The following is a 22,283-nucleotide window of genomic DNA, read 5'->3' as shown; positions in this document are numbered from 1 at the left end:
GTCATGCCCCGCCCGGGAGGTCTATCAAGTTAGGTAATGCTTACCTTAATATGGCGAGCGGTCGCGGCTCGGTCGAGTCGATTCCGCACATAAGGGAAGGCACGGGCACCGGTGTCGGGTAACGAAGAACTGGCGATGGCGGCAAGGGACTTCTGGCGCGAGCGGCTGATTCCGCTCGCACAGGAGACCGTTCTCCCCGTCGACTTCCCCTATCCGCAGCGTCCCGCGGGACCGGCCGCGGTCCGCTCCCGTGCCCTGCCCGGCACGGCCGCGGGTCAGGAACGGCACCTCGCGGCGTACGTCGCCCTGCTCCACCACTACGGCGGCGGGGCCACCGACCTCGTCCTCGCCCACGACGGCGTGCCGCTGCGCGTCGCGCTCACCGCCGACACCACCTTCGCCGGGCTCACCGCGCAGGTGGCCGACGCCGCGGAGCGGGCCCGTGCCCACCGCGCCCCGGCCACCGTGCTCGCCGCCGAGCTGGGCGCCGCGGCGACCCGCGGTGGCGGTCTGCTCTGCAACACCGGCTTCGCCGTCGGCGACTGGTCGGGCGGCCCCCTCGACCTCGAACTGCGGGTGGTGTCCGGCGAGATCCACGCCGCCTACCACCCCGGCCTCTTCGAGGCCGCCACCGTCGACCGGATCCTCGGCCACTACGCCACCCTCCTCGCCGACGCCACCGCGCACCCCGACCGCGCCGTCGGCGACCTCGCAACCCTCGACGTGCCGGAGCGGCACCGCGTCCTCCACGAGTGGAACGACACCGGCCACGACGTGCCGCTCGCCACCTGGCCCGCCCTGTTCGCCGAGCAGGTCCGCACCCGGCCCGACGAGACCGCCGTGGTCTTCGAGGACGTCCGCCTCACCTACGCCGAACTCGACGCCCGCGCCAACCGGCTGGCCCACGCCCTCGTCGCCCGGGGCGCCGGCCCCGAGACGGTGGTGGCACTTGCCGTGCCGCGCTCGGCCGAGCTGATCGTCGCCGAGGTCGCGGTGCTCAAGTCCGGCGCCGCCTACCTGCCGGTCGACACGGACTACCCCGCCGACCGCGTCGCCTACATGCTCGCCGACGCCACGCCGGTGTGCCTCGTCACCACTGCCGAGGTCGCCGCCGACCTGCCCGGCGAGGTGCCCACGCTGCTCTTGGACGCCCCGGACACCGTCGCCGAGCTCGCCGGGCTGCCGGCCCACGACCCCGATTCCGGCGGCCGGCTGACGGTCGCGAACGCCGCCTACGTCATCTACACCTCCGGCTCCACCGGCCGGCCCAAGGGTGTCGTCCTCTCCCACGCCGGCGTCGCCAAGCTTGTGGCCACCCAGAGCGAGCGCTTCGGCATCGGCCCCCACAGCCGGGTGCTGCAGTTCGCCTCCCCGAGCTTCGACGTCGCCTTCTGGGACCTGTGCCTCGGCCTGCTCTCCGGCGGACGGCTCGTCGTCGTACCCTCCGAACGACGCGTCCCCGGCCCGCCGCTGGCCGACTACGCGAACGCCCACGGCGTCACCTTCATGATCCTGCCGCCCGCGCTGCTCGCCGCCATGCCCGACGACGTGCACCTGCCCGCGGAGGCCACGCTGCTCGCCGGCACCGAGCGCGTCTCACCCGAACTCGTCGGCCGCTACGCGCGCGGCCGCATGATGTTCAACGCCTACGGCCCGACCGAGGCGACCACCAACTCCACGCTCGGCCTGTGCGATCCCGACACCCCGGCCGGCACCATCGTGCCCATCGGCGTGCCCGACCCCGGCACCCGCGCCTACGTCCTCGACGCCCGGCTGCGGCCGGTCCCCGCCGGTGTCGCGGGAGAGCTCTACCTCGGCGGCGCCGGGCTGGCCCGCGGCTACCTCGGGCGGCCCGACCTGACGGCCGAGCGCTTCGTCGCCGACCCCTTCGGCGAGCCGGGGGAGCGGCTGTACCGCACCGGCGACCTCGTGCGCTGGAAGTCCGACGGGCGGATGGAGTTCCTCGGCCGCGTCGACAGCCAGGTCAAGATCCGCGGCTTCCGCATCGAGCCCGGCGAGATCGAGTCCGTGCTGCGCGCCCACCCCGGCGTCGCCCAGGCCGCCGTCGTCGTCCGCGAGGACCGGCCCGGCGACCGGCGGCTGGCCGCCTACGTCGTGCCGTCGCTCGACGGCGACGCCGAGGTCGCCGAGTGGAAGGACCTGCACGAACTCCTGTACTCCGCCGCGGGTTCCGAGGGCTTCCGGGAGAACTTCGCCGGCTGGAACAGCATGTACGACGGGCTGCCCATCCCGCTCGCCGACATGCGCGAGTGGCGGACGGCCACCGTCGAGCGCATCGCCGCGCTCGCGCCGCGCCGCGTCCTGGAGATCGGCGTCGGCAGCGGCCTGCTGCTGTCCCGCCTGGCCCCCGGCTGCGAGGCGTACTGGGGCACCGACGTCTCCGAGGAGGCCGTCGCCGCGCTGCGCGCCCAGATCCGCGACGTACCGGAACTCGCCGGGCGCGTCGAGCTGTCGGCCCGCCCCGCGCACGACACCACCGGACTGCCCGCGGGCCACTTCGACGTCGTCGTCATCAACTCCGTCGCCCAGTACTTCCCGGGCGCCGACTACCTCCAGGACGTGCTGCGCAAGGCCGCCGCGCTGCTCGCCCCCGGCGGTGCGATCTTCGTCGGCGACGTGCGCAACCTGCGGCTGCTGCGCACCCTGCGCGCCGCCGTGGAGAGCCGCCGCGGTGCCGGCGACGAGGGCGCCGCCGGTGACGCCGCCGACAAGGAGGCGTTGCGCGCCGCCGTCGACCGCTCGGTGGCGTGGGAGGGCGAACTCCTCGTCGACCCGGACTGGTTCACGGGCCTCGACGGTTTCGCCGCCCAGGTGCGCGTCAAGCGCGGCGTCCACCACAACGAGCTGACCCGCTACCGCTACGACGTCGAACTGCGCCCGGCACCGACCTCGGTGGAACCGGACACGGGTGACGAGATCGCATGGGCGGCCCTCGGCGGCCTCGACGCCCTGGACGCCCGGCTCGCCACGCGCCCGGAGCGGCTGCGCGTCACCGCCGTGCCCAACGCCCGCCTCACCGAGGACCTCGACGCCCTCGCCGTCCTCGACGACAGCAGCCGCCCCGGCGCCGACGGCGCCGGCAGCATCGATCCTGAATCGCTGCACGAACTCGCCGCGCGACACGGCCTGTCCGCCGCCCTGACCTGGACCGGGGACGCCGACGACGGCAGCGTCGACGCCGTCTTCACCGCCGAGGGCGCCGACCCGGGCCCGCTGTACCGGCCCGGCGGCGGCCGCCCGCTCGCCAACCGGCCCGCCCCCTTCCGCGACGTCACCGCGCTGATGCGCACGCTGCGCGCGCACGCCGCCGCATTCCTGCCGGAGTACATGGTCCCCGCGGCGCTCGTGCCCCTGGACCGGCTGCCGGTGACGCCCAGCGGCAAGCTCGACGGCGCCGCCCTGCCCGTCCCCGACTACGCCGCCCTCAGCTCGGGCCGCGCCCCGCGCGACGCCCGCGAGGAGCTGCTGTGCGCCCTGTACGCGCAGGCCCTCGGTGTGCGGACCGTCACGATCGACGACGACTTCTTCGCGCTCGGCGGCGACAGCATCGTGGCGATCCAGCTGCTCGTCCTCGCCCGCCGCGCCGGCCTGCGCCTCACCCCGCGCGACGTCTTCCGGCACCGCACCGTCGCCGCGCTCGCCGAAGTCGCCCAGGAGGGCGGCCCGGACGACGCCACCGCGGAGGAGCAGGGCGCGCCCCTGCTGTCCCTGACGGACGCCGAACTGGCCGCGCTGCGCGGCGACCTCGCGGTCACCGTCGACGAGGTGCTGCCGCTCGGCCCGCTGCAGGAGGGCTTCTTCTTCCACGCCCTCGTCGACGGCGCCGACCACGACGCCTACGTCGTGCAGCAGGCCGTGGAGCTGTCAGGACCGGTCGACGGCGCCGCCCTGCGGCGCGCCATGGAACGTCTCCTGGAGCGGCACGCCCCGCTGCGCGCCTGCTTCCGCCAGCTCCCCGACGGCCCGCCCGTCCAGGTCGTCACCAGTGGCGCCGTGCTGCCCTGGCGCGAGGTCGACCTGTCCGCGCAGGAGGACGGCGTGCGCCGCGGCCTCGCGGACGCCGTCGCCGCCGACGAGCGGTCCCGGCCGTTCGACCTTGCGCGGCCGCCGCTGCTGCGCTGCGCGCTCGTCCGCCTGGGCGCGGACCGCAGCCGCCTGCTGCTGACGTTCCACCACATCGTCGCGGACGGCTGGTCGCTGCCCGTCCTCCACCGCGAGCTGATGGCCCTGTACGCGGACGACCCGGCGCCGCTGCCCGCGGTGCCCGCGTACGCCGGCTACCTGCGGCGCATCGCCGCCGCCGACCGGGACGCCGCCCGCGCCGCGTGGCGTACCGCGCTCGCCGGTCTCGAAGGCCCCACGCGTCTGGTGGACGCGCCCGCCGACGGCGGCCCGGTCGAGCCCGCACAGGTCCGCGTGGAGCTCTCCGAGCGCGTCACGGCCCGCCTCGCGGCCCGTGCCCGCGAGCTCGGCGTCACCCTCGGCACCGTCGTGCAGGGCGCCTGGGGCCTGCTGCTGGGCCGGCTGACCGGACAGCAGGACGTCGTCTTCGGCACCACCGTCTCCGGCCGCGACGCCGCCGTCGACGGCATCGACTCCATGGTCGGCCTGTTCATCAACACCCTGCCGACCCGGATCGCCTGGGACCCGGCCGCCGGCCTCGGCACGCTGCTGCGCCGCCTCCAGGACGAGCAGAGCACCCTGCTCGACCACCAGCACCTCGGCCTCGCCGAGATCCAGCGGGCCGCCGGGCACGCGGGCGGCGGCGAACTCTTCGACACCCTCGTCGTCTTCGAGAACTACCCCGCCGAGACCGGCCTCGCCGACCCCTCGGGCACCGTACGCGTCAGCGGCCACGCCTTCCACGACACCGTGCACTATCCGCTCGCGCTCATCGTGAAGCCCGGCCGCCGCATGGACCTGCGGCTCAAGCACCACGCGCGCCGGATCGACGCCGAGGCCGTCCGCGCCCTCGGCGACCGGCTCACGCTGCTGCTGGAAGCCATCGCCGACGATCCCGGCCGCCCGGTCGGCTCCGTCGACCTGCTCACCCCGCACGAGCACGCCACCGCCCACCTCGACGGCGCCGTCCGCGACGTCCCGGCCACGACACTGCCCGCCGCCATCGCCGCGCAGACCGCCCGTACCCCCGGCGCCACCGCCGTCGTGTACGGCGACACCACCCTGACGTACGCCGAACTCGACGCGCGCGCCGAGGCGCTGGCCGCGCGGCTGCGCGCCCGCGGCGCCGGACCGGAGGGCTTCGTCGCCGTCGCCGTCCCCCGCTCGGCGGACCTCGTGGTGGCGCTGCTCGGCGTCCTCAAGTCCGGCGCGGCCTACCTGCCCGTCGACCTGGACTACCCCGCCGAGCACGTCGCCTACATGCTCGCCGACTCCGGCGCCACCACCGTCGTCACCACGGCGGCCGACGCCCCGCGTCTGCCCGCCGTGGAGGGCCTGACGCCGCTGCTGGTCGACGCCCCCGCCGAAGACGCCCAGGGGAACGGTGCCGGTGCGGCGGCCCGGCCCGACGACCCGGCGTACCTGATCTACACCTCCGGCTCCACCGGCCGCCCCAAGGGCGTCGTCGTCACCCACCGCGCCGTGGTCAACCGCCTCGCGTGGACGCAGGGCGAGTACGGCCTGGCGGCCGACGACCGCGTCCTGCAGAAGACCCCGTCCAGCTTCGACGTCAGCGTGTGGGAGTTCTTCTGGCCGCTGTGCGAGGGCGCCGCCGTCGTCCTCGCCCGGCCCGACGGGCACCGCGACCCGGTCTACCTCGCCGGGCTCGTCCGCGAACAGGGCGTCACCACCCTGCACTTCGTGCCCTCCATGCTGGAGGCGTTCCTCAGCACGCCGGAGGTGACCGCCGACGCCTCGTGGGCGGCGAGCCTGCGCCGCGTGCTCAGCAGCGGCGAGGCCCTGCCCGGCGCCGCCGCCGCGCGCTGGCAGGCGCTCACCGGGGTGCCGCTGCACAACCTCTACGGGCCCACCGAGGCCGCCGTCGACGTCACCCACCACGCCTTCGACGGCGCCCCGGACACCACCGTGCCCATCGGCCGCCCGGTGTGGAACACGGGCCTGCGCGTGCTGGACGGCTGCCTGCGCCCGGTGCCGGACGGCGTGCCCGGCGAGCTCTACCTGACCGGTGTGCAGCTCGCCCGCGGCTACCACGGCCGCTCCGCGCTCACCGCCGAGCGTTTCGTCGCCGACCCGTACGGCGCGCCCGGCGAGCGGATGTACCGCACCGGCGACCTCGTGCGCCGGCGTTGGGGGTCCCCGCGGCCGGAGGCCGGGGGAGGGGTCGTGGAGTACCTGGGCCGCACCGACCGCCAGGTCAAGCTGCGCGGCAACCGCATCGAGCCCGGCGAGACCGAGGCCGCCCTCGTCCGGCTCCCGGAGGTCGCCCAGGCCGCGGTGACCGTCCGCGAGCAGCGCCTCGTGGCGTACGTCGTCCCGACGCGCGCCTCCCGTCCGGACACCGCCGCCCTGCGCGCCGCCGTGGCCGAGCAGCTGCCCGCGCCGCTCGTCCCGGACGCCTTCGTCGTGCTGGACGCGCTGCCGCTGACCCCCAGCGGCAAGCTGGACCGCGCCGAGCTGCCCGCGCCCGAGGCCGAGCGCGCCCCCGCCCGCGCTCCGCGCACCGACCGCGAGCGCACGCTGACGGAGGTCTTCGCGGCCGTCCTCGGGCTGCCGGACGCCGGCCCCGACGACGACTTCTTCCTCCTCGGCGGCGACAGCATCAGCTCCATAGGCGTCGCCAGCCGCGCCCGCGCCGCCGGTCTCGAACTGACCCCGCGCGACGTCTTCGAGCACCGCACCCCCGCCGCCCTCGCCCTGGCCGCCCGCACCGGCGCCGCCGCCGCGGAGCGCACCGGGCCGGTCCGCCCCGAGCTGACGCCCGGGGAGACCGAGCGCGTCCACCGCACCGCCGGGGGAGCGGTCGCCGGGATCTGGCCGCTCGCCCCGCTCCAGGAAGGCCTGTTCTTCCACTCCGCCTACGACGACGGCGTCCTGGACGTCTACACCGTCCACGAGACCTTCGACTTCGCCGAGCGCCTGGACGAGGGCCGGCTGCGCGCCGCCGCCCGCACCCTGCTCGACCGCAACCCGGGGCTCCGCGCCGGGTTCACCAGCGACGGGCTGCGCCAGCCCGTGCAGTTCATCGTCGCCGAGCCCGAAGTGCCGCTGGAGACGGTCGACCTGTCGGCGCTGCCCGCCGCCGAGCAGGAGGCGCGGCTGCGCGCCCTGATGGACGAGGAGCGCACCCGCCGCTTCGACCTGTCCGCGCCGCCCCTGTTCCGCATGCTGCTCGTCCGCCGCGGAGCGGAGCTCGGCGACCGCCTCGTCATCGGCCGCCACCTGATCCTGTGGGACGGCTGGTCCGCCTGGCTCTTCCTCGACCAGCTCTTCGCCCTCTACGCGTCCGGCGGGGACGACACCGGCCTGCCGCGCCCCGGCTCGTACGGGGACTACCTGGCCTGGCTCGGCACCCAGGACGACGCCGCCGCGACCGCCGCCTGGCGCGCCGCGCTGGCCGGCCTGGAGGAGCCCACCCTGCTCGTGCCGGCCGTCGCCGACGCGGGCCTGGAACCCGTCATCCCCGAGCAGCTGGACGCGCTGCTCCCCGCGGAGCTCGGCGACTCGCTGCGCGAGCGGGCCCGCGCCCACGGCCTCACCCTCAACACGGTGCTCAACGCCGCCTGGGGCCTGACCCTGGCCTCGGCGACCGGCCGTACCGACGTCGTGTTCGGCACGACCGTCGCGGGCCGGCCGGCCGAGGTGCCGGACGTGGAGAACGTCATCGGCATGTTCCTCAACACGGTGCCCGCCCGCGTCGCCCTCGACCCGGCGGAACCCGTCCTCGACCTGCTGCGGCGCATCCAGGGCGAGCGCCTGGAACTGATGCCGTACGAGTACCTGGGCCTGGGTGTGCTGCAGGCCGAGACCGGCCACCGGCGGCTGTTCGACACCCTCTTCGTGCTGCGCAACAACGACACCGAGGACCGTCTGGAGCGGCTGCGCGCCGAGCACGGCGCCACCGCCGTCGCCAACGCCGACGCCACGCACTACCCCGTCAACCTGATCGTGACGCCGGGGCAGCGCGTCCTGGTCACCCTCGCGCACCGGCCCGACGTCGTCCCGCACGAGGCCGCTCGCGCGCTGCTGGATCGCTTCACCCTCCTGCTGGAGGGCATGGCGCAGGACCTGACGGCCTCCGTCGGCCGTCTCGACCCGCTGCTGCCCGCCGAACACGCGGCCCTGGAGCGGGAGTGGGCCGGCAGCCGGGTCCCGGAGCCCACCGAGACCATCGCCGACCTCCTCGCCGCGCAGGCCGCCCGCACCCCGGACGCCACCGCCCTCGTCTTCGGCGAGCGCACCCTCACCTACGCCGGACTCGACGCCGCCGTGAACCGCACCGCCCGGCTGCTGCTCGCCCGCGGCGCGGGCCCGGAGAAGGTCGTCGCGCTCGGCCTGTCCCGCTCCGCGGAGATGGTCGTGGCCCTCTTCGCGGTGCTGCGGACCGGCGCCGCCTACCTGCCGCTGGAGCTGGACCACCCGGCCGACCGGCTCTCCCTGATGCTGGAGGACGCCCGGCCCCTGCTGCTCCTGACCAACGCGGCCGTCTCGGCCACCCTGGACGCCGGCACCCCGCGGGTCCTGCTCGACGACCCGGCCGTCGCCGCCGAGCTGGCGGAGCTGTCCGACGCCCCGGTCGTCGCGGACTTCAGCCTGGAGCACCCCGCGTACGTCATCTACACCTCGGGCTCCACCGGCCGCCCCAAGGGCGTCGTCACCCCCTACCGGGGCCTGACGAACATGCAGCTCAACCACCAGAAGGAGATCTTCGAGCCGGCGATCGCCGCGGCGGGGGGCCGGCGGCTGCGCGTCGCGCACACCGTCTCCTTCGCCTTCGACATGTCGTGGGAGGAGCTGCTGTGGCTCGTCGAGGGTCACGAAGTGCACGTCTGCGACGAGGAGCTGCGGCGTGACGCCCACGCGCTGACCGCCTACTGCGAACGGCACCGCATCGACGTCGTCAACGTCACCCCGACCTACGCCCGGCTGCTCATCGAGGAGGGCCTGCTCGAAGGGCACGTCCCGCCGCTGGTGCTGCTCGGCGGCGAAGCCGTCCCCGAGACGGTCTGGACGCGACTGCGCGACACCCCGGGGAGTTACGGCTACAACCTGTACGGCCCGACCGAGTACACCATCAACACCCTCGGCGGCGGCACCCACGACAGCGCCACGCCCACCGTCGGCCGCCCCATCCGCGGCACCCGCGCCCACATCCTCGACGCCTGGCTGCGCCCGGTGCCCGACGGCGTCCCCGGCGAGCTGTACATCGCGGGCATCGGCCTGGCCCGCGGCTACCTCGACCGGCCCGGCCTGACCGCCGAGCGGTTCGTCGCCGACCCCTTCGGCGAGCCCGGCGAGCGGATGTACCGCACCGGCGACCTGGTGCGGCGCAATGCCGACGGCAACCTGGACTTCCTCGGCCGTACCGACGACCAGGTCAAGATCCGCGGCTACCGCGTCGAGCCCGGCGAGATCGAGACCGCCCTCAGCCGCCACCCGCGCGTCTCGCAGGCCGCCGTCGTCGTCCGCGACGACCGGCTGATCGGCTACGTCGTCCCCGCCCCCGCCGAGGCCGCCGAGCGCGAGTCCACCGAGCGCGCCCAGGTCGGCGAGTGGCAGGAGATCTACTCCGACGAGTACGAGGAGATCTCCACCGCCGTCTTCACCGAGGAGTACGCGGGCTGGGACAGCTCCTACGACGGGCGGCCCATCCCCTTCGAGGACATGCACGAGTGGCGCGAGGCCACCCTCGCCCGCATCCGCGAACTGCGCCCGCGCCGCGTCCTGGAGATCGGCGTCGGCTCCGGCCTGCTGCTGTCCCGGCTGGCCCCGGAAGCCGAGGCGTACTGGGCCACCGACTTCGCCGCCCCCGTCATCCGCAAGATCGGCGAGGAGCTCCGGCGGGACCCGGAGCTCGCCGCCAAGGTGGAGCTGCGCTGCCGTCCCGCCGACGACCTGCAGGGGCTGCCCACCGGGTACTTCGACACGATCGTCATCAACTCCGTCATCCAGTACTTCCCCAGCGCGGCCTACCTGGAGTCGGTCGTGCGCGGAGCCATGGAGCTGCTCGTCCCCGGCGGCGCGCTCTTCGTCGGCGACGTCCGCAACCTACGGCTGGCCCGCACCTTCCACACCGAGATCCAGCGCGCCCGGGGTACCGGCGGAGCGGAGTTCGGGCGGGCCGTGGAACGCGGCCTGCGCCTGGAGAAGGAACTCCTGGTCGACCCGGACTTCTTCGCGCACCTCGGCTACGGCCTCGACCTGCGCACCAAGCGCGGACGTCACCACAACGAGCTGACCCGGCACCGCTACGACGCCGTGCTCTACCGAGGCGAGGCCTCCGTGTGGCTGGGCGATGAGTCCGTGGCGGCGTGGTCGCCCGGGCTTCCCGAGCGGTTGCGCGAGGAGCGCCCCGAGCGGCTGCGCGTCACCGGCGTGCCGGACGGCCGCGTCCGTCCGGACGGCGTCGACCCGGAGGCCCTGCACGAACTGGGCGCCGGTCTCGGCTACCGCGTGCTCACCACGTGGGGTGCCGAGACGGGCACCTACGAGGCCGTGTTCGTCCCCGCCGGCGCCACCGGCACGACCGCCGGGCTGTACCGGGCGGGCGGCGGCAGCGCACCGTACGCCAACGAACCGGCGGCGGCCCGCGACGCGAGCGCCCTCGTGCGCGTGCTGCGCGAGGACCTGAAGCGCGAACTGCCCGAGTACATGGTCCCGGCCGCCTTCGTCACCCTCGACCGGCTGCCGATGAACGCCAACGGCAAGCTCGACGTGCGGGCGCTGCCCGACGCCGAGCCGGCCGTGGCCCTCGGCGGCGGACGCGGACCGCGCACCCCGCAGGAAGAGGTGCTGTGCCGCCTGTTCGCCGAGGTGCTGGCCCTGCCGTCGGTGGGCGCCGAGGACGACTTCTTCGACCTGGGCGGCCACTCGCTGCTCGCCACCCGCCTGGTCAGCCGGGCCCGCACCGAACTCGGCGCCGAACTCGCCATCCGCGACCTCTTCGAGGCCCCGACGCCCGCCCGGCTCGCGGAGCGCGCCGACGCCGGACGGCCCGCCCGCCCCGCGCTCACCGAGGCCGCCGAACGGCCCGCATTCGTGCCGCTCTCCGCCGCGCAGCGCCGCCTGTGGCTGGTGGAACGCCTCACCGGCGGCGGCGCCGCGTACAACTTCCCGCTCGTCTTCCGGCTGCGCGGCGCCCTGGACACCGACGCCCTGTGCCGGGCCCTGGGCGACGTCGCGGGGCGCCACGAGGCGCTGCGCACCCTGATCGGCGAGCAGGACGGCGCGCCGTACCAGCGGATCGTCCCCGCCGCCGAGGCGCTGCCCGGGTTCAGCGTCGCCGACTGCGCCGGGTCCGAGCTCCCGGGGCTGATCGAGGCCGCCCAGCGCCGCCCCTTCGACCTGGCGACGGAACTGCCGCTGCGCTGCGAGGTGTTCCGGGTCGGCGCCGACGACCACGTGGTGGCCGTCGTACTGCACCACATCACCACCGACGAGTGGTCCGACCGCCCCTTCATGACGGACCTGACCGCCGCCTACACCGCCCGCGCCGCGGGCTCCGCCCCGGCCTGGCAGCCGCTGCCCGTCCAGTACGCGGACTACACCCTCTGGCAGGAGCGCCTGCTCGGCACCGTCGGTGACACACAGCTCGCCTACTGGACCGAGCGGTTGCGCGACCTGCCCGAGGAGCTGGCGCTGCCGCTCGACCGGCCGCGTCCCGCCGCGCCCACCGGCGCCGGCGCGATCGTGCACGGTGAGGTGCCCGTGGAACTGGGCCGGGAACTGCGGGAGCTGTCCACCGCGACCGGCACCAGCATGTTCATGCTGTTCCAGGCCGCGACCGCCGCGCTGCTGCACCGGCTCGGCGCGGGCGAGGACGTCCCGCTCGGCGCGCCCATCGCCGGCCGTACCGACAGCGGCCTCGACGACCTCGTCGGCTTCTTCGTCAACACCCTCGTGCTGCGCACCGACCTGTCCGGCGACGCGCTGACGTTCCGTCAAGTGCTGGGCCGGGTGCGCGAGTCGGCGCTGGAAGCCTTCGAGCACCAGGACATGCCCTTCGACCGGGTCGTGGAGGCGGTGAACCCGCCGCGCGCGGCGGGGCGCAACCCGCTGTTCCAGGTGATGCTGGGCTACCACCACCGCCCGGACGGCGACCCCGACGTCTTCGGGCTGCCCACCGAGTGGTTCGACATGGACACCGGCACGGCCAAGTTCGACCTCGACTTCACCTTCGTCGACCACGGCGAGGCACACCCGCTGGCCCTGCTGCTGGAGTACGCGACCGACCTGGCCGACGAGGCCACCGCCGCGCTGCTCGTCGCCCGGCTGGTCCTGCTGCTGCGGCAGGCCGCGGCCCACCCGGACCTCCCGCTGGCGGAGTTCGACCTGCTCACGCCCGCCGAGCACGAGGCCGCCGCCGTCGCCTGGAACGACACCGCGCGGCACGGCGCGGAGACCCGGGCGGTGCCCGAGATCCTCGCCGACACCGTCCGGGCCCACCCGGAGCGGACGGCCGTGGTGACCGCCTCCGGCACGCTGACCTTCGCCGAACTGGGCGACCGGGTCGGCGCCCTGGCCGCCCTGGTCCGTGCGCACGGCGCGGCCGAGGGCACGGTGGTGGGCCTCGCGCTGCCGCGGCACGCCATGGTCCCGGCGATCCTCGGCGTGCTCGCCTCGGGCGCCACATACCTGCCGCTCGATCCCGCCCTGCCCGCCGACCGGCTGGAGTTCATGCTCCGTGACGCGGGCCCGGTCTGCCTGCTCACCACCGCCGACCTCGCCGAACGCCTGCCGGCCATGCCGGGCGTCGCGCGGCTGCTGCTCGACGGGCCGCTGCCCGAAGCCGAGTTCGCACGCCCGGCCGGGTACCCGGCGCTGGGGGCCGCGTACACCATCTACACCTCCGGCTCCACCGGTACCCCCAAGGGCGTCGTCGGCACCCACCGGGGCCTGTCCAACCTCTTCGGCGCCCACCTGCGCGACATGGTCGAACCGGCGGTCCGTGCCACCGGCCGCGACGTCCTGAAGGCCGCGCACACCGCCTCGTTCAGCTTCGACGCCTCCTGGGACCCGCTGCTGTGGCTGCTGGCGGGCCACGAACTGCACGTCGTGGACGAGACGACGATGACGGAACCGGCCGCGCTCCTCGCGCACCTGGCGGAGACCGGCACCGACTACGTCGACCTCACCCCGACCTACCTGGGCGAGCTGACCCACCACGGCTTCCTCGCCGCGGGCGGCTACGCGCCCGCCGTCCTCACCGTCGGCGGCGAGGCCACCCCGCCCGCCCTGTGGCAGCGGCTGTCCGAGCTCCCCGGCACCCACGTGCACGACCTGTACGGGCCCACCGAGGCCTCCGTCGACGCCTACGGACGCCACAGCGGGGCCCCGGAGTGGGCGGCGCCGCTGGACAACACCCGCGCGTATGTCCTCGACGAGCGGCTGCGCCCGGCACCGCTCGGCGTGCCCGGCGAGCTCTACCTCGCCGGAGCGGGCCTGGCCCGCGGCTACCTCGGCCGGCCGGACCTGACGGCCGAGCGGTTCGTGGCCGACCCGTACGGCACCCCCGGTGACCGCATGTACCGCACGGGCGACCTGGCGCGACGCCGGGCCGACAGCACCCTTGAGTACCTGGGCCGTACCGACGACCAGGTCAAGATCCGCGGCTTCCGCGTGGAGCCCGGCGAGATCGAGTCCGTCCTCACCGCCGATCCCGGTGTGTCCACGGCCGCCGTCGTCGTCCGCGAGGACACCCCCGGCGTGCCGCGCCTCGTCGCGTACGTCGTCCCCGCCCCCGGCCACGAGCCCGACCCCGCCGCGCTGCGCGCCCGTGTCGCCGCCGCGCTGCCCGAGCACATGGTGCCCGCCGCGTTCGTGCACCTGGCGGCGTTGCCGCGCACCGTCAACGGCAAGCTGGACCGGGCCGCGCTGCCCGCCCCCGACCTGTCGTCGGCGGTCGGCGGACGCCTGCCCCGCACCCCGCGCGAAGAGCTGCTCGCCGAGCAGTTCGCCGCCGTGCTGGGCCTGGAACGGGTCGGCATCGACGACGACTTCTTCGTCCTCGGCGGCCACTCGCTGCTCGCGATGCGCCTGATCAGCCGCATCCGTACCGCGCTGGGTATCGAGGTGACGCTGCGCGCCGTATTCGACGCGCCCACCGTCGCCCGGCTCGCCGCCCTGCTGGACGGTCAGGGCGCGCAGGAGCGCCCGGCCCTGACCGCGGGCCGCGCCCTGCCCGAGCGGCTGCCGCTCTCCTCGGCCCAGCGCCGGCTGTGGCTGCTGCACCAGGTCGACGCCGCCGACCCCTCGTACAACCTCCCGGCCGCTTGGCGCCTGACCGGCGCCCTGGACCGTGCCGCGCTCGAAGCGGCGCTGAACGACCTCGTCGCCCGCCACACCACCCTGCGCACGCTCTTCCCGGCCGTGGACGGCGTGCCCCACCAGCACGTCCTGGCCCCGGAGCGGGCGCGTGTGACGCTCGGCACCGCGGCCCCGGACGAGCTGCCCCGGATCGCCGCACGGCCGTTCGATCTGGAACGCGAACTGCCGCTGCGCGCCCACCTGTCCGCGACCGGTCCTGACGAGCACCTGCTGCTGCTCGTGCTGCACCACATCGCCACCGACGAGTGGTCCGACCGGGCCCTGCTCGCCGACCTCGGCACCGCCTACGCCGCGCGCGCCGCGGGCAGCGCCCCCGACTGGGCGCCACTGCCGGTGAGTTACGCCGACTACACGCTCTGGCAGCGCGAGCTGCTGGAGCACTCCGGCGACGATCTGCTCGCCTACTGGACGGAGACCCTGCGCGGCCTCCCCGAGGAACTGGCGCTGCCCACCGACCGGCCGCGCCCCCAGGAGTCCTCGCACACCGGCGGCACCGTGGGCTTCACGATCCGGCCCGAACTGGAACGCGCCCTGCGCGCGCTCGCCCGTCGCGAGTGCGCCAGCATGTTCATGGTCTCCCAGGCCGCCGTCGCCGCCCTGCTGCACCGGCTCGGCGCGGGCGAGGACATCCCGCTCGGCGCGCCCGTCTCCGGACGCGCGGACGAGCGCCTGGAGGACCTCGTCGGTTTCTTCGTCAACTCCCTCGTGCTGCGCACCGACCTGTCCGGCGAGCCCGGCTTCGCGGAGCTGCTGCGCCGCGTCCGGACGGCCGACCTCGCCGCGTACGAGCACCAGGAGCTGCCCTTCGAGCGGCTGGTCGAAGCCCTCAACCCGGGCCGTTCGCTGGCCCGGCACCCGCTCTTCCAGGTGATGGTCGTCCATCTCGCCGAGCGCGCCGGCACCCCCGTGCTGCCGGGCCTCACGGCACGCCCGGAGCCGGTCGGCCAGGACACCGCCAAGTTCGACCTCAGCTTCGACTTCGTCGAGCAGGGCGAGGGCAACGGCATCCAGGGCTGGATCGAGTACAGCGCCGACCTCTTCGACCGGCCGACCGCCGAACTCCTCGCCCGCCGCATGGAACGCCTGCTGGAGCAGGCCGCCGCCGCACCCGAGCGGCCCGTCGGGCACCTGGACGTACTGGAGGACGACGAACGCACCCGCGTCCTGGGGGAGTGGAACGCCACCGGCCACGCCGTGCCCGGCCTCACCCTCCCCGAGCTGTTCCGCACCCAGGCCGCCGCGACCCCGTCCGCGCCCGCGCTGCTGGTGGAGGACACCCCGGTCGGATACGCGGAGCTGGAGGCCCGTGTCGAACGCCTCGCCCACGTCCTCGCGGGCGCGGGCGTCGGCCCGGAGTCCACGGTGGCCGTCGCGCTGCCGCGCTCGGCGGCCCTGGTCGTCACCCTGCTCGCCGTCCACCGCGCGGGCGGCGCCTACCTGCCGCTCGACACCGACTACCCGGCGGAGCGGCTGGCGTTCATGCTCGCCGACGCCCGTCCGGTGTGTGTGGTGACCACCGACGGCGTCGACCTGCCGGACACCGACGCGCCGCGCCTCCTGGTCGACGCCGACGGCGCCGCGGCGGCGGACGCCGCCACCGGCCCGCTCCCGCAGGCGTACGACCCGCGCCGGCCCGCCTACGTCATCTACACCTCCGGCTCGACCGGCCGCCCCAAGGGCGTCGTCGTACCGCAGGAGGGCATCGTCAACCGCCTGCTGTGGATGCAGGACACCTACGGCCTGACCGCCGACGACCGCGTGCTGCAGAAGACGCCGTCGAGCTTCGACGTGTCGGTCTGGGAGTTCTTCTGGCCGCTGATCACCGGCGCGACGCTCGTCGTGGCCCGCCCCGAGGGCCACAAGGACCCGGCCTACCTCGCCAGGCTGATCCAGGACAGCGGCGTCACCACGGCGCACTTCGTGCCGTCGATGCTGCGCGCCTTCCTCGACGAGCCGGCCGCGGCCGGCTGCACGGGACTGCGCCGTGTGATCTGCAGCGGCGAGGCGCTGCCCGCCCCGCTCGCCGCCCGTTTCCACGAGGTGCTGGGCACGGCCGGGCTGCACAACCTGTACGGGCCCACGGAGGCGTCCGTCGACGTCACCGCCCGGCACGTCACGCCGGGGGCCACCGCCGTCCCGATCGGCCGCCCGGTGTGGAACACCCGCACCTATGTGCTGGACGCCTCGCTGCGCCCGGTTCCCCCGGGCGTGCCGGGTGAGCTGTACCTCGCGGGCGTGCAGCTGGCGCGCGGCTACCTCGGCCGGGCAGGGCTGACCGCCGAACGGTTCGTCGCCGACCCGTACGGGGAGCCCGGGAGCCGGATGTACCGCACCGGCGACCTGGCGCGCTGGACGCGCGAGGGAGAGCTGGACTACCTGGGCCGCGTCGACGACCAGGTCAAGCTGCGCGGCTTCCGCGTCGAACCGGGCGAGATCGAGGGAGCGCTGACCGGGCATCCCGCGGTCGCCTCGGCCACCGTCCTGCTGCGCGACGAGCGCCTGGTGGCGTACGTCGTCCCCGCCCCGGGACGGGACGCCGGCACGGCGGCGCTGCGCGCCCACGCGGCCGCCGCGCTGCCGGAGCACATGGTGCCCGCCGCCTTCATGGTCCTGGACGAGCTCCCGCTCACGCCGAACGGCAAGCTCGACCGCGCCGCCCTGCCCGCGCCGGACTTCGCCGCCCAGGTCACCGCAACCGCGCCCCGCACCCCGCGCGAGGAGCGCATGTGCGAGCTCGTCGCCGCCGTCCTCGGCCTCGAACGGGTCGGCGCCGACGACGACTTCTTCACCCTCGGCGGCGACAGCATCGTCGCCATGCAGCTCGTCGTCCGGGCCCGCGCCGCCGGGCTGACGATCACGCCGCGCGACGTCTTCCGCCACAAGACCCCCGCGGGCCTGGCGGCCGTCGCCGTCGACACCGTCCGCGAGGACACCGCCGGCGACACCGAGCTGCTGCCCGGCCTCACCGACGCCGAGCGCGCCGAACTCCCCGGCGCCGGATCGGCCGAGCTGCTGCCGCTCACCCCGCTCCAGGCCGGCCTGCTCTTCCACGCCTCCTTCGACTCCGGCGACCAGGGCCCCGACGTCTACACCGTCCAGGTGTCGTACGACATCGAGGGCGAGCCCGACCCCGAGCGGCTGCGCGCCGCCGGGCAGGCCCTGCTCGACCGGCACGAGAGCCTTCGCGCGGGCTTCCGCTACCTGTCCTCCGGCCGCCCGGTGGCCGTCGTGCCGCGCTCGGTGCAGCTGCCGTGGCGCCACGTCGACCTCACCGCCGTCCCGGACGCCGGGCAGGAGTGGGAGCGTCTGCTGCTGCAGGAACGCCGCCGCTTCGACCCCGCCGAACCGCCGCTGCTGCGGCTGCTGCTGGCCAGGACGGGCGAGGGCGCCCACCGCCTCGTCCTGTCCCACCAGCACCTGCTGCTCGACGGCTGGTCGGTGCCCCGCCTGATGACGGAGCTGACCGCCCTGTACGACGGGGCCACGCCGCCCGCCGGCGCCCCCTACCGCGACTACCTGCGCTGGCTCGCCGCGCAGGACACGGCGGCTTCCGCGGCCGCCTGGGCCGCGGCCCTGGACGCGCTGGAGGAGCCCACCCACCTGGTGCCCGCCGACGCAGGCCGGGCGCCGGTCGTGCCGCTCACCCACACCGTCGAGGCCGACGAGGAGCTGACGGAGGCGCTGGGAGCGCTCGCCCGGCGCCGCGGGCTCACCGTCAACACCCTCGTCCAGGCCGCCTGGTCGGTCGTGCTGTCCCGGCTGACCGGCCGCGACGACGTGGTGTTCGGCGCGACGGTCGCGGGCCGTCCGCCGGAGCTGGACGGCGTCGAGTCGATGATCGGCCTGTTCATCAACACCGTGCCCGTACGCGTCCGGCTGCGCCCGCAGGAGCCGGTCGGCGCCCTGCTGGACCGCCTCCAGGACGAGCAGTCACGCCTGCTGCCGCACCAGCACCTGGGCCTCGCCGACATCCAGCGCGGCGCCGGGCTCGGCGACCTCTTCGACACGCTGATGGTCTTCGAGTCCTACCCGGTGGCGGAGGAGACGGGGGGCGTCGACGAGGCAGCCCTGCGCCTGTCGGTGCGCGAGCACGAGGACTCCACGCACTACCCGTTCGCCTGGGCCGTCGAACCCGACGAACGCCTGCGCCTGACGGCCGAGTTCCGCCCGGACCTGTTCACCCCGGCCGCCGCCGGGCGCATCGCCTCGGCGATGCTCTCCGTCCTGTCGGCGATGGCCGCCGACCCGGACGCCGCCGTCGGCCGCATCGACATCCTCAGCGACGCCGACCGGCGCCTGCTGCTGGAGACCTGGAACGACGCGGCCCTGCTCCCGCGGGCCGGCCACGCCACCGTCCCCGCCCTCTTCGCGGCGCAGGCCGCCGCGTCCCCGGACGCGGTCGCCGTCACCGACCCGTCCGTGACGTGGACGTTCGCCGAACTGGCCGCACGCACCGACCGGCTGGCCCGCGTGCTGGCCGGCGCGGGCGCGGGCCCCGAGGGCATCGTGGCGCTGGCGCTGCCCCGTACCGCCGACCACATCACGGCGATCCTGGCCGTCATGACGGCGGGCGCCGCCTACCTGCCCGTCGACCCCGACCTGCCCGCCGACCGCGTGCTCGACATGCTCGCCGACGCGGCGCCGCGGCTGATCCTCACCACGCGGGAACTCGCCGCGTCCCTGCCGGACACCGGCGTCCCGGTGCTGCACCTGGACGCCCTCGACGGGCTGCCCGAGGCGGCCCCGCAGGCACCGGCCCCCGACCACCCGGCGTACGTCATCCACACCTCGGGCTCGACGGGCCGCCCCAAGGGCGTCGTCGTCACCCAGCGCAGTCTCGCCAACCTCTTCCACAGTCACCAACACGACCTCCACGACCGCGCCAAGGAGCTGACCGGGCGTCGCCACCTGCGGGTCGGCCACGCCTGGTCGTTCTCCTTCGACGCGTCCTGGCAGCCGCAGCTGTGGCTGCTGGACGGGCACGCGCTGCACATCGTGGACGACGAGACGCGCCGCGACGCGGAGCAGCTCGCCGCCCTGATCCGCGCCGAGGGGCTGGACTTCATCGAGGTCACCCCGTCGCTGCTCGCCCAGATGGCGGACGCCGGACTGATCCGCGACGGGAACTGCCCGCTGGCGGTGGTCGGCGTCGGCGGCGAGGCCGTGCCGGACGCCCTCTGGTCGCGCCTGGCGGCGCTGGAGTCCACCGAGGCCTTCAACCTGTACGGGCCCACCGAGGCCACCGTCGACGCCCTCGTCGGACGGGTCGCCGACAGCGACCGTCCCGTCGTCGGCCGCGCGGTGCGGGGCACCCGGGCGTACGTCCTGGACGCCTCGCTGCGTCTGGTCCCGCCCGGCGTCACCGGCGAGCTGTACCTGTCCGGCGCCGGACTCGCCCGCGGCTACCTCGGTCGCCCCGACCTGACGGCGGAGCGGTTCGTCGCCGACCCGTACGGGCCGCCCGGTGCCCGGATGTACCGCACCGGCGACCTCGCGCGGTGGACCGAGGAGGGGCAGCTGGAGTACTCCGGCCGCTCCGACGACCAGGTCAAGATCCGCGGCTACCGGGTCGAGCTCGCCGAGGTCGAGGCCGCCCTCGCCGCGCACGCCACCGTGGCCCGGGTCGTCGTTACCGCCCGCGAGGACCGGCCCCGCGTCCGGCAGTTGGTCGGCTACGTCGTCCCCGCCGAGGGCCGCACCGCCGAGCCCGCCGCGCTGCGCGCCCACGTGGCGGCGACCCTGCCGGAGTACATGGTCCCGGCCGCCGTGGTCGTCCTGGAGCGGCTGCCGCTGCTGTCCAACGGCAAGCTGGACCGCAAGGCGCTGCCCGCCCCCGACTTCACCGCGGGCACGGGCGGCCGCAGGCCCGGCAACGACACCGAACGCACCCTGTGCGGCATCGTCGCCGAGGTGCTGGGCCTGCCCGCCCAGGCCGTCGGCACCGACGACGACTTCTTCGCCCTCGGCGGCGACAGCATCGTGGCGATGCAGTTCGTCAGCCGGGCCCGCGCGGCCGGGTTGCGGATTACCCCCCGCCAGGTGTTCCAGCACCGCGACGTGGCCTCGCTCGCCGAGGTCGCCGTCCCGCTCGCGGGCGACGACCTGGTCCGCACCCACGACGACGGCACCGGCCTCGTCCCGCTCACCCCGATCATGCACGCCCTGCGCGAGCGCGGCGGCCCGATCTGGGGCTACCACCAGGCCGCCTTCCTGCAGACCCCGGCGGACCTGGACGAGGACGGCCTGCTGGCGATCCTCCGCGCAGTGGCCGACCGGCACGACATGCTCCGCGCCCGCCTGGAACGCACCCGCACCCAGCCGTGCCACAGGGGCGACAGCGGCGAGCAGTGGGCGCTGCGCGTGCCCGCCCCGGGCACCGTCGACGTGGCGTCCTGGCTCGCCCGCGCAGACGTCTCCGGCGCGGACGACACCGCGCTGCGGGAGGCGATCTCCGCCCACGCGGTCACCGCGCGCGCCGGACTCGACCCCGACACCGGCGACATGGTGCGCGCGGTGTGGTTCGACGCCGGGCCCGGACGTCCGGGACGGCTGCTGCTGCTCCTGCACCACCTCGTCGTCGACGGCGTGACCTGGCGCATCCTGCTCCCCGACCTCCAGACCGCCTGGGCGGCCGTCGCGGCCGGCCGCGCACCGGAGCTGCCCCCCGTGGACGTCTCCTTCCGCCGCTGGTCCGAACTGCTCACCGCCCGCGCCCTCGATCCCTCCCGCGAGGACGAACTGCCCCGGTGGACCTCGGTCCTCGCGGACGGCGCGGGCCTGCCGCTGGCGCGGCCGCTGGACACGGCACGCGACACCGTGGAGAGCACCCGCTACCTGTCGCTGACCCTGCCCGCCGAGGTCACCGGGCCGCTGCTCGGGCGGGTGCCCGCAGCGTACGGCGCGAGCGTCAACGACGTGCTGCTGACCGCCTTCGCGCAGGCCGTCGCCGACTGGCGGACCCGGCTGCTCGGCGCGGAGCCCGGCACCGCCGTCCTCGTCGACCTCGAAGGCCACGGCCGCGAGGAGGAACTCGCCGGCAACGCCGACCTGTCCCGCACCATCGGCTGGTTCACCAGCGTCGTACCGGTCCGCCTCGACCCGGGCCCGGCGGGCCCCGACCCCGACGAGGCAGTCGCCCGCGTCCGCGAGCACCTGACGGGCCTGTCCACCGGCGGCGTCGGACACGGCCTGCTGCGGTACCTCAACCCGGTCACCGGTCCGGAGCTGGCCCGGCTCGCCGAGCCGCAGATCGAGTTCAACTACATGGGCCGCTTCGACGTCCCCGAGGCCGCCGACTGGTCGTACGCGCCGGAGGGCGACGCCGCCGACCTCGACGCCGACCCCGGGATGCCGATGTCCCACGCCCTCACCCTCAACGCCCTCACCGAGGACCGCCCCGGCGGCCCCGAGCTGAGCGCCCACTGGGCCTACGCCGGCGAACTCCTCACCGAGGAGGCCGTCCGGGATCTGGCGCAGACCTGGTTCCGGGCCCTTGAGGCCCTGGTCACACGGAAGGAAACCACCCGATGAGCAGCAACCCCTTCGAGAACCCCGACGGCGTCTACTCCGTCCTGGTCAACGCCGAGGGCCAGCACAGCCTGTGGCCGGACTTCGTCGCCGTCCCGGCCGGCTGGACCGTCGCCCACGGCCCGGCCGCCCGCCAGGAATGCCTGGAGTACATCGAGACCAACTGGACGGACCTGCGCCCGAAGAGCCTCGTCGAAGGCCGCTGACCGGGAACGCACGGAAAGAGGCCGGGAGGGGGCCGCCCCGCGGGGCGGCCCCCTCCCGTACGT

At 75.3% G+C, this 22,283-nt stretch carries 2 protein-coding genes; both read left to right on the top strand.

The window, feature by feature from the left end; genetic code table 11:
- The first annotated feature begins 135 nt into the window (after nt 1-135).
- Nucleotides 136-22,017 (top strand): non-ribosomal peptide synthase/polyketide synthase, encoded by a 21,882-nt coding sequence (locus tag ACFYYN_RS13150; protein WP_500545952.1) that lies wholly within the window; start codon nt 136-138, stop codon nt 22,015-22,017.
- Complete coding sequence (locus ACFYYN_RS13145) at nt 22,014-22,220, top strand: MbtH family protein (RefSeq protein ID WP_500323618.1); 207 nt, start codon at nt 22,014-22,016, stop codon at nt 22,218-22,220. The genes ACFYYN_RS13150 and ACFYYN_RS13145 overlap by 4 nt, the downstream gene beginning before the upstream one ends.
- Nucleotides 22,221-22,283 lie beyond the last annotated feature (63 nt).

Origin of the sequence: Streptomyces sp. NPDC001902 (assembly GCF_042891295.1) — a bacterium.
Lineage (GTDB): Bacteria > Actinomycetota > Actinomycetes > Streptomycetales > Streptomycetaceae > Actinacidiphila.
The sequence above is the reverse complement of the archived record's forward strand: the minus strand, read 5'-3'. Positions and strand labels throughout refer to the sequence as shown.

Bases quoted from the DNA above. Each gene is read 5' to 3' on its own strand.
- ACFYYN_RS13145 (WP_500323618.1), top strand. From the start codon at position 22,014: ATGAGCAGCAACCCCTTCGAGAACCCCGACGGCGTCTACTCCGTCCTG.
- ACFYYN_RS13150 (WP_500545952.1), top strand. From the start codon at position 136: ATGGCGGCAAGGGACTTCTGGCGCGAGCGGCTGATTCCGCTCGCACAG.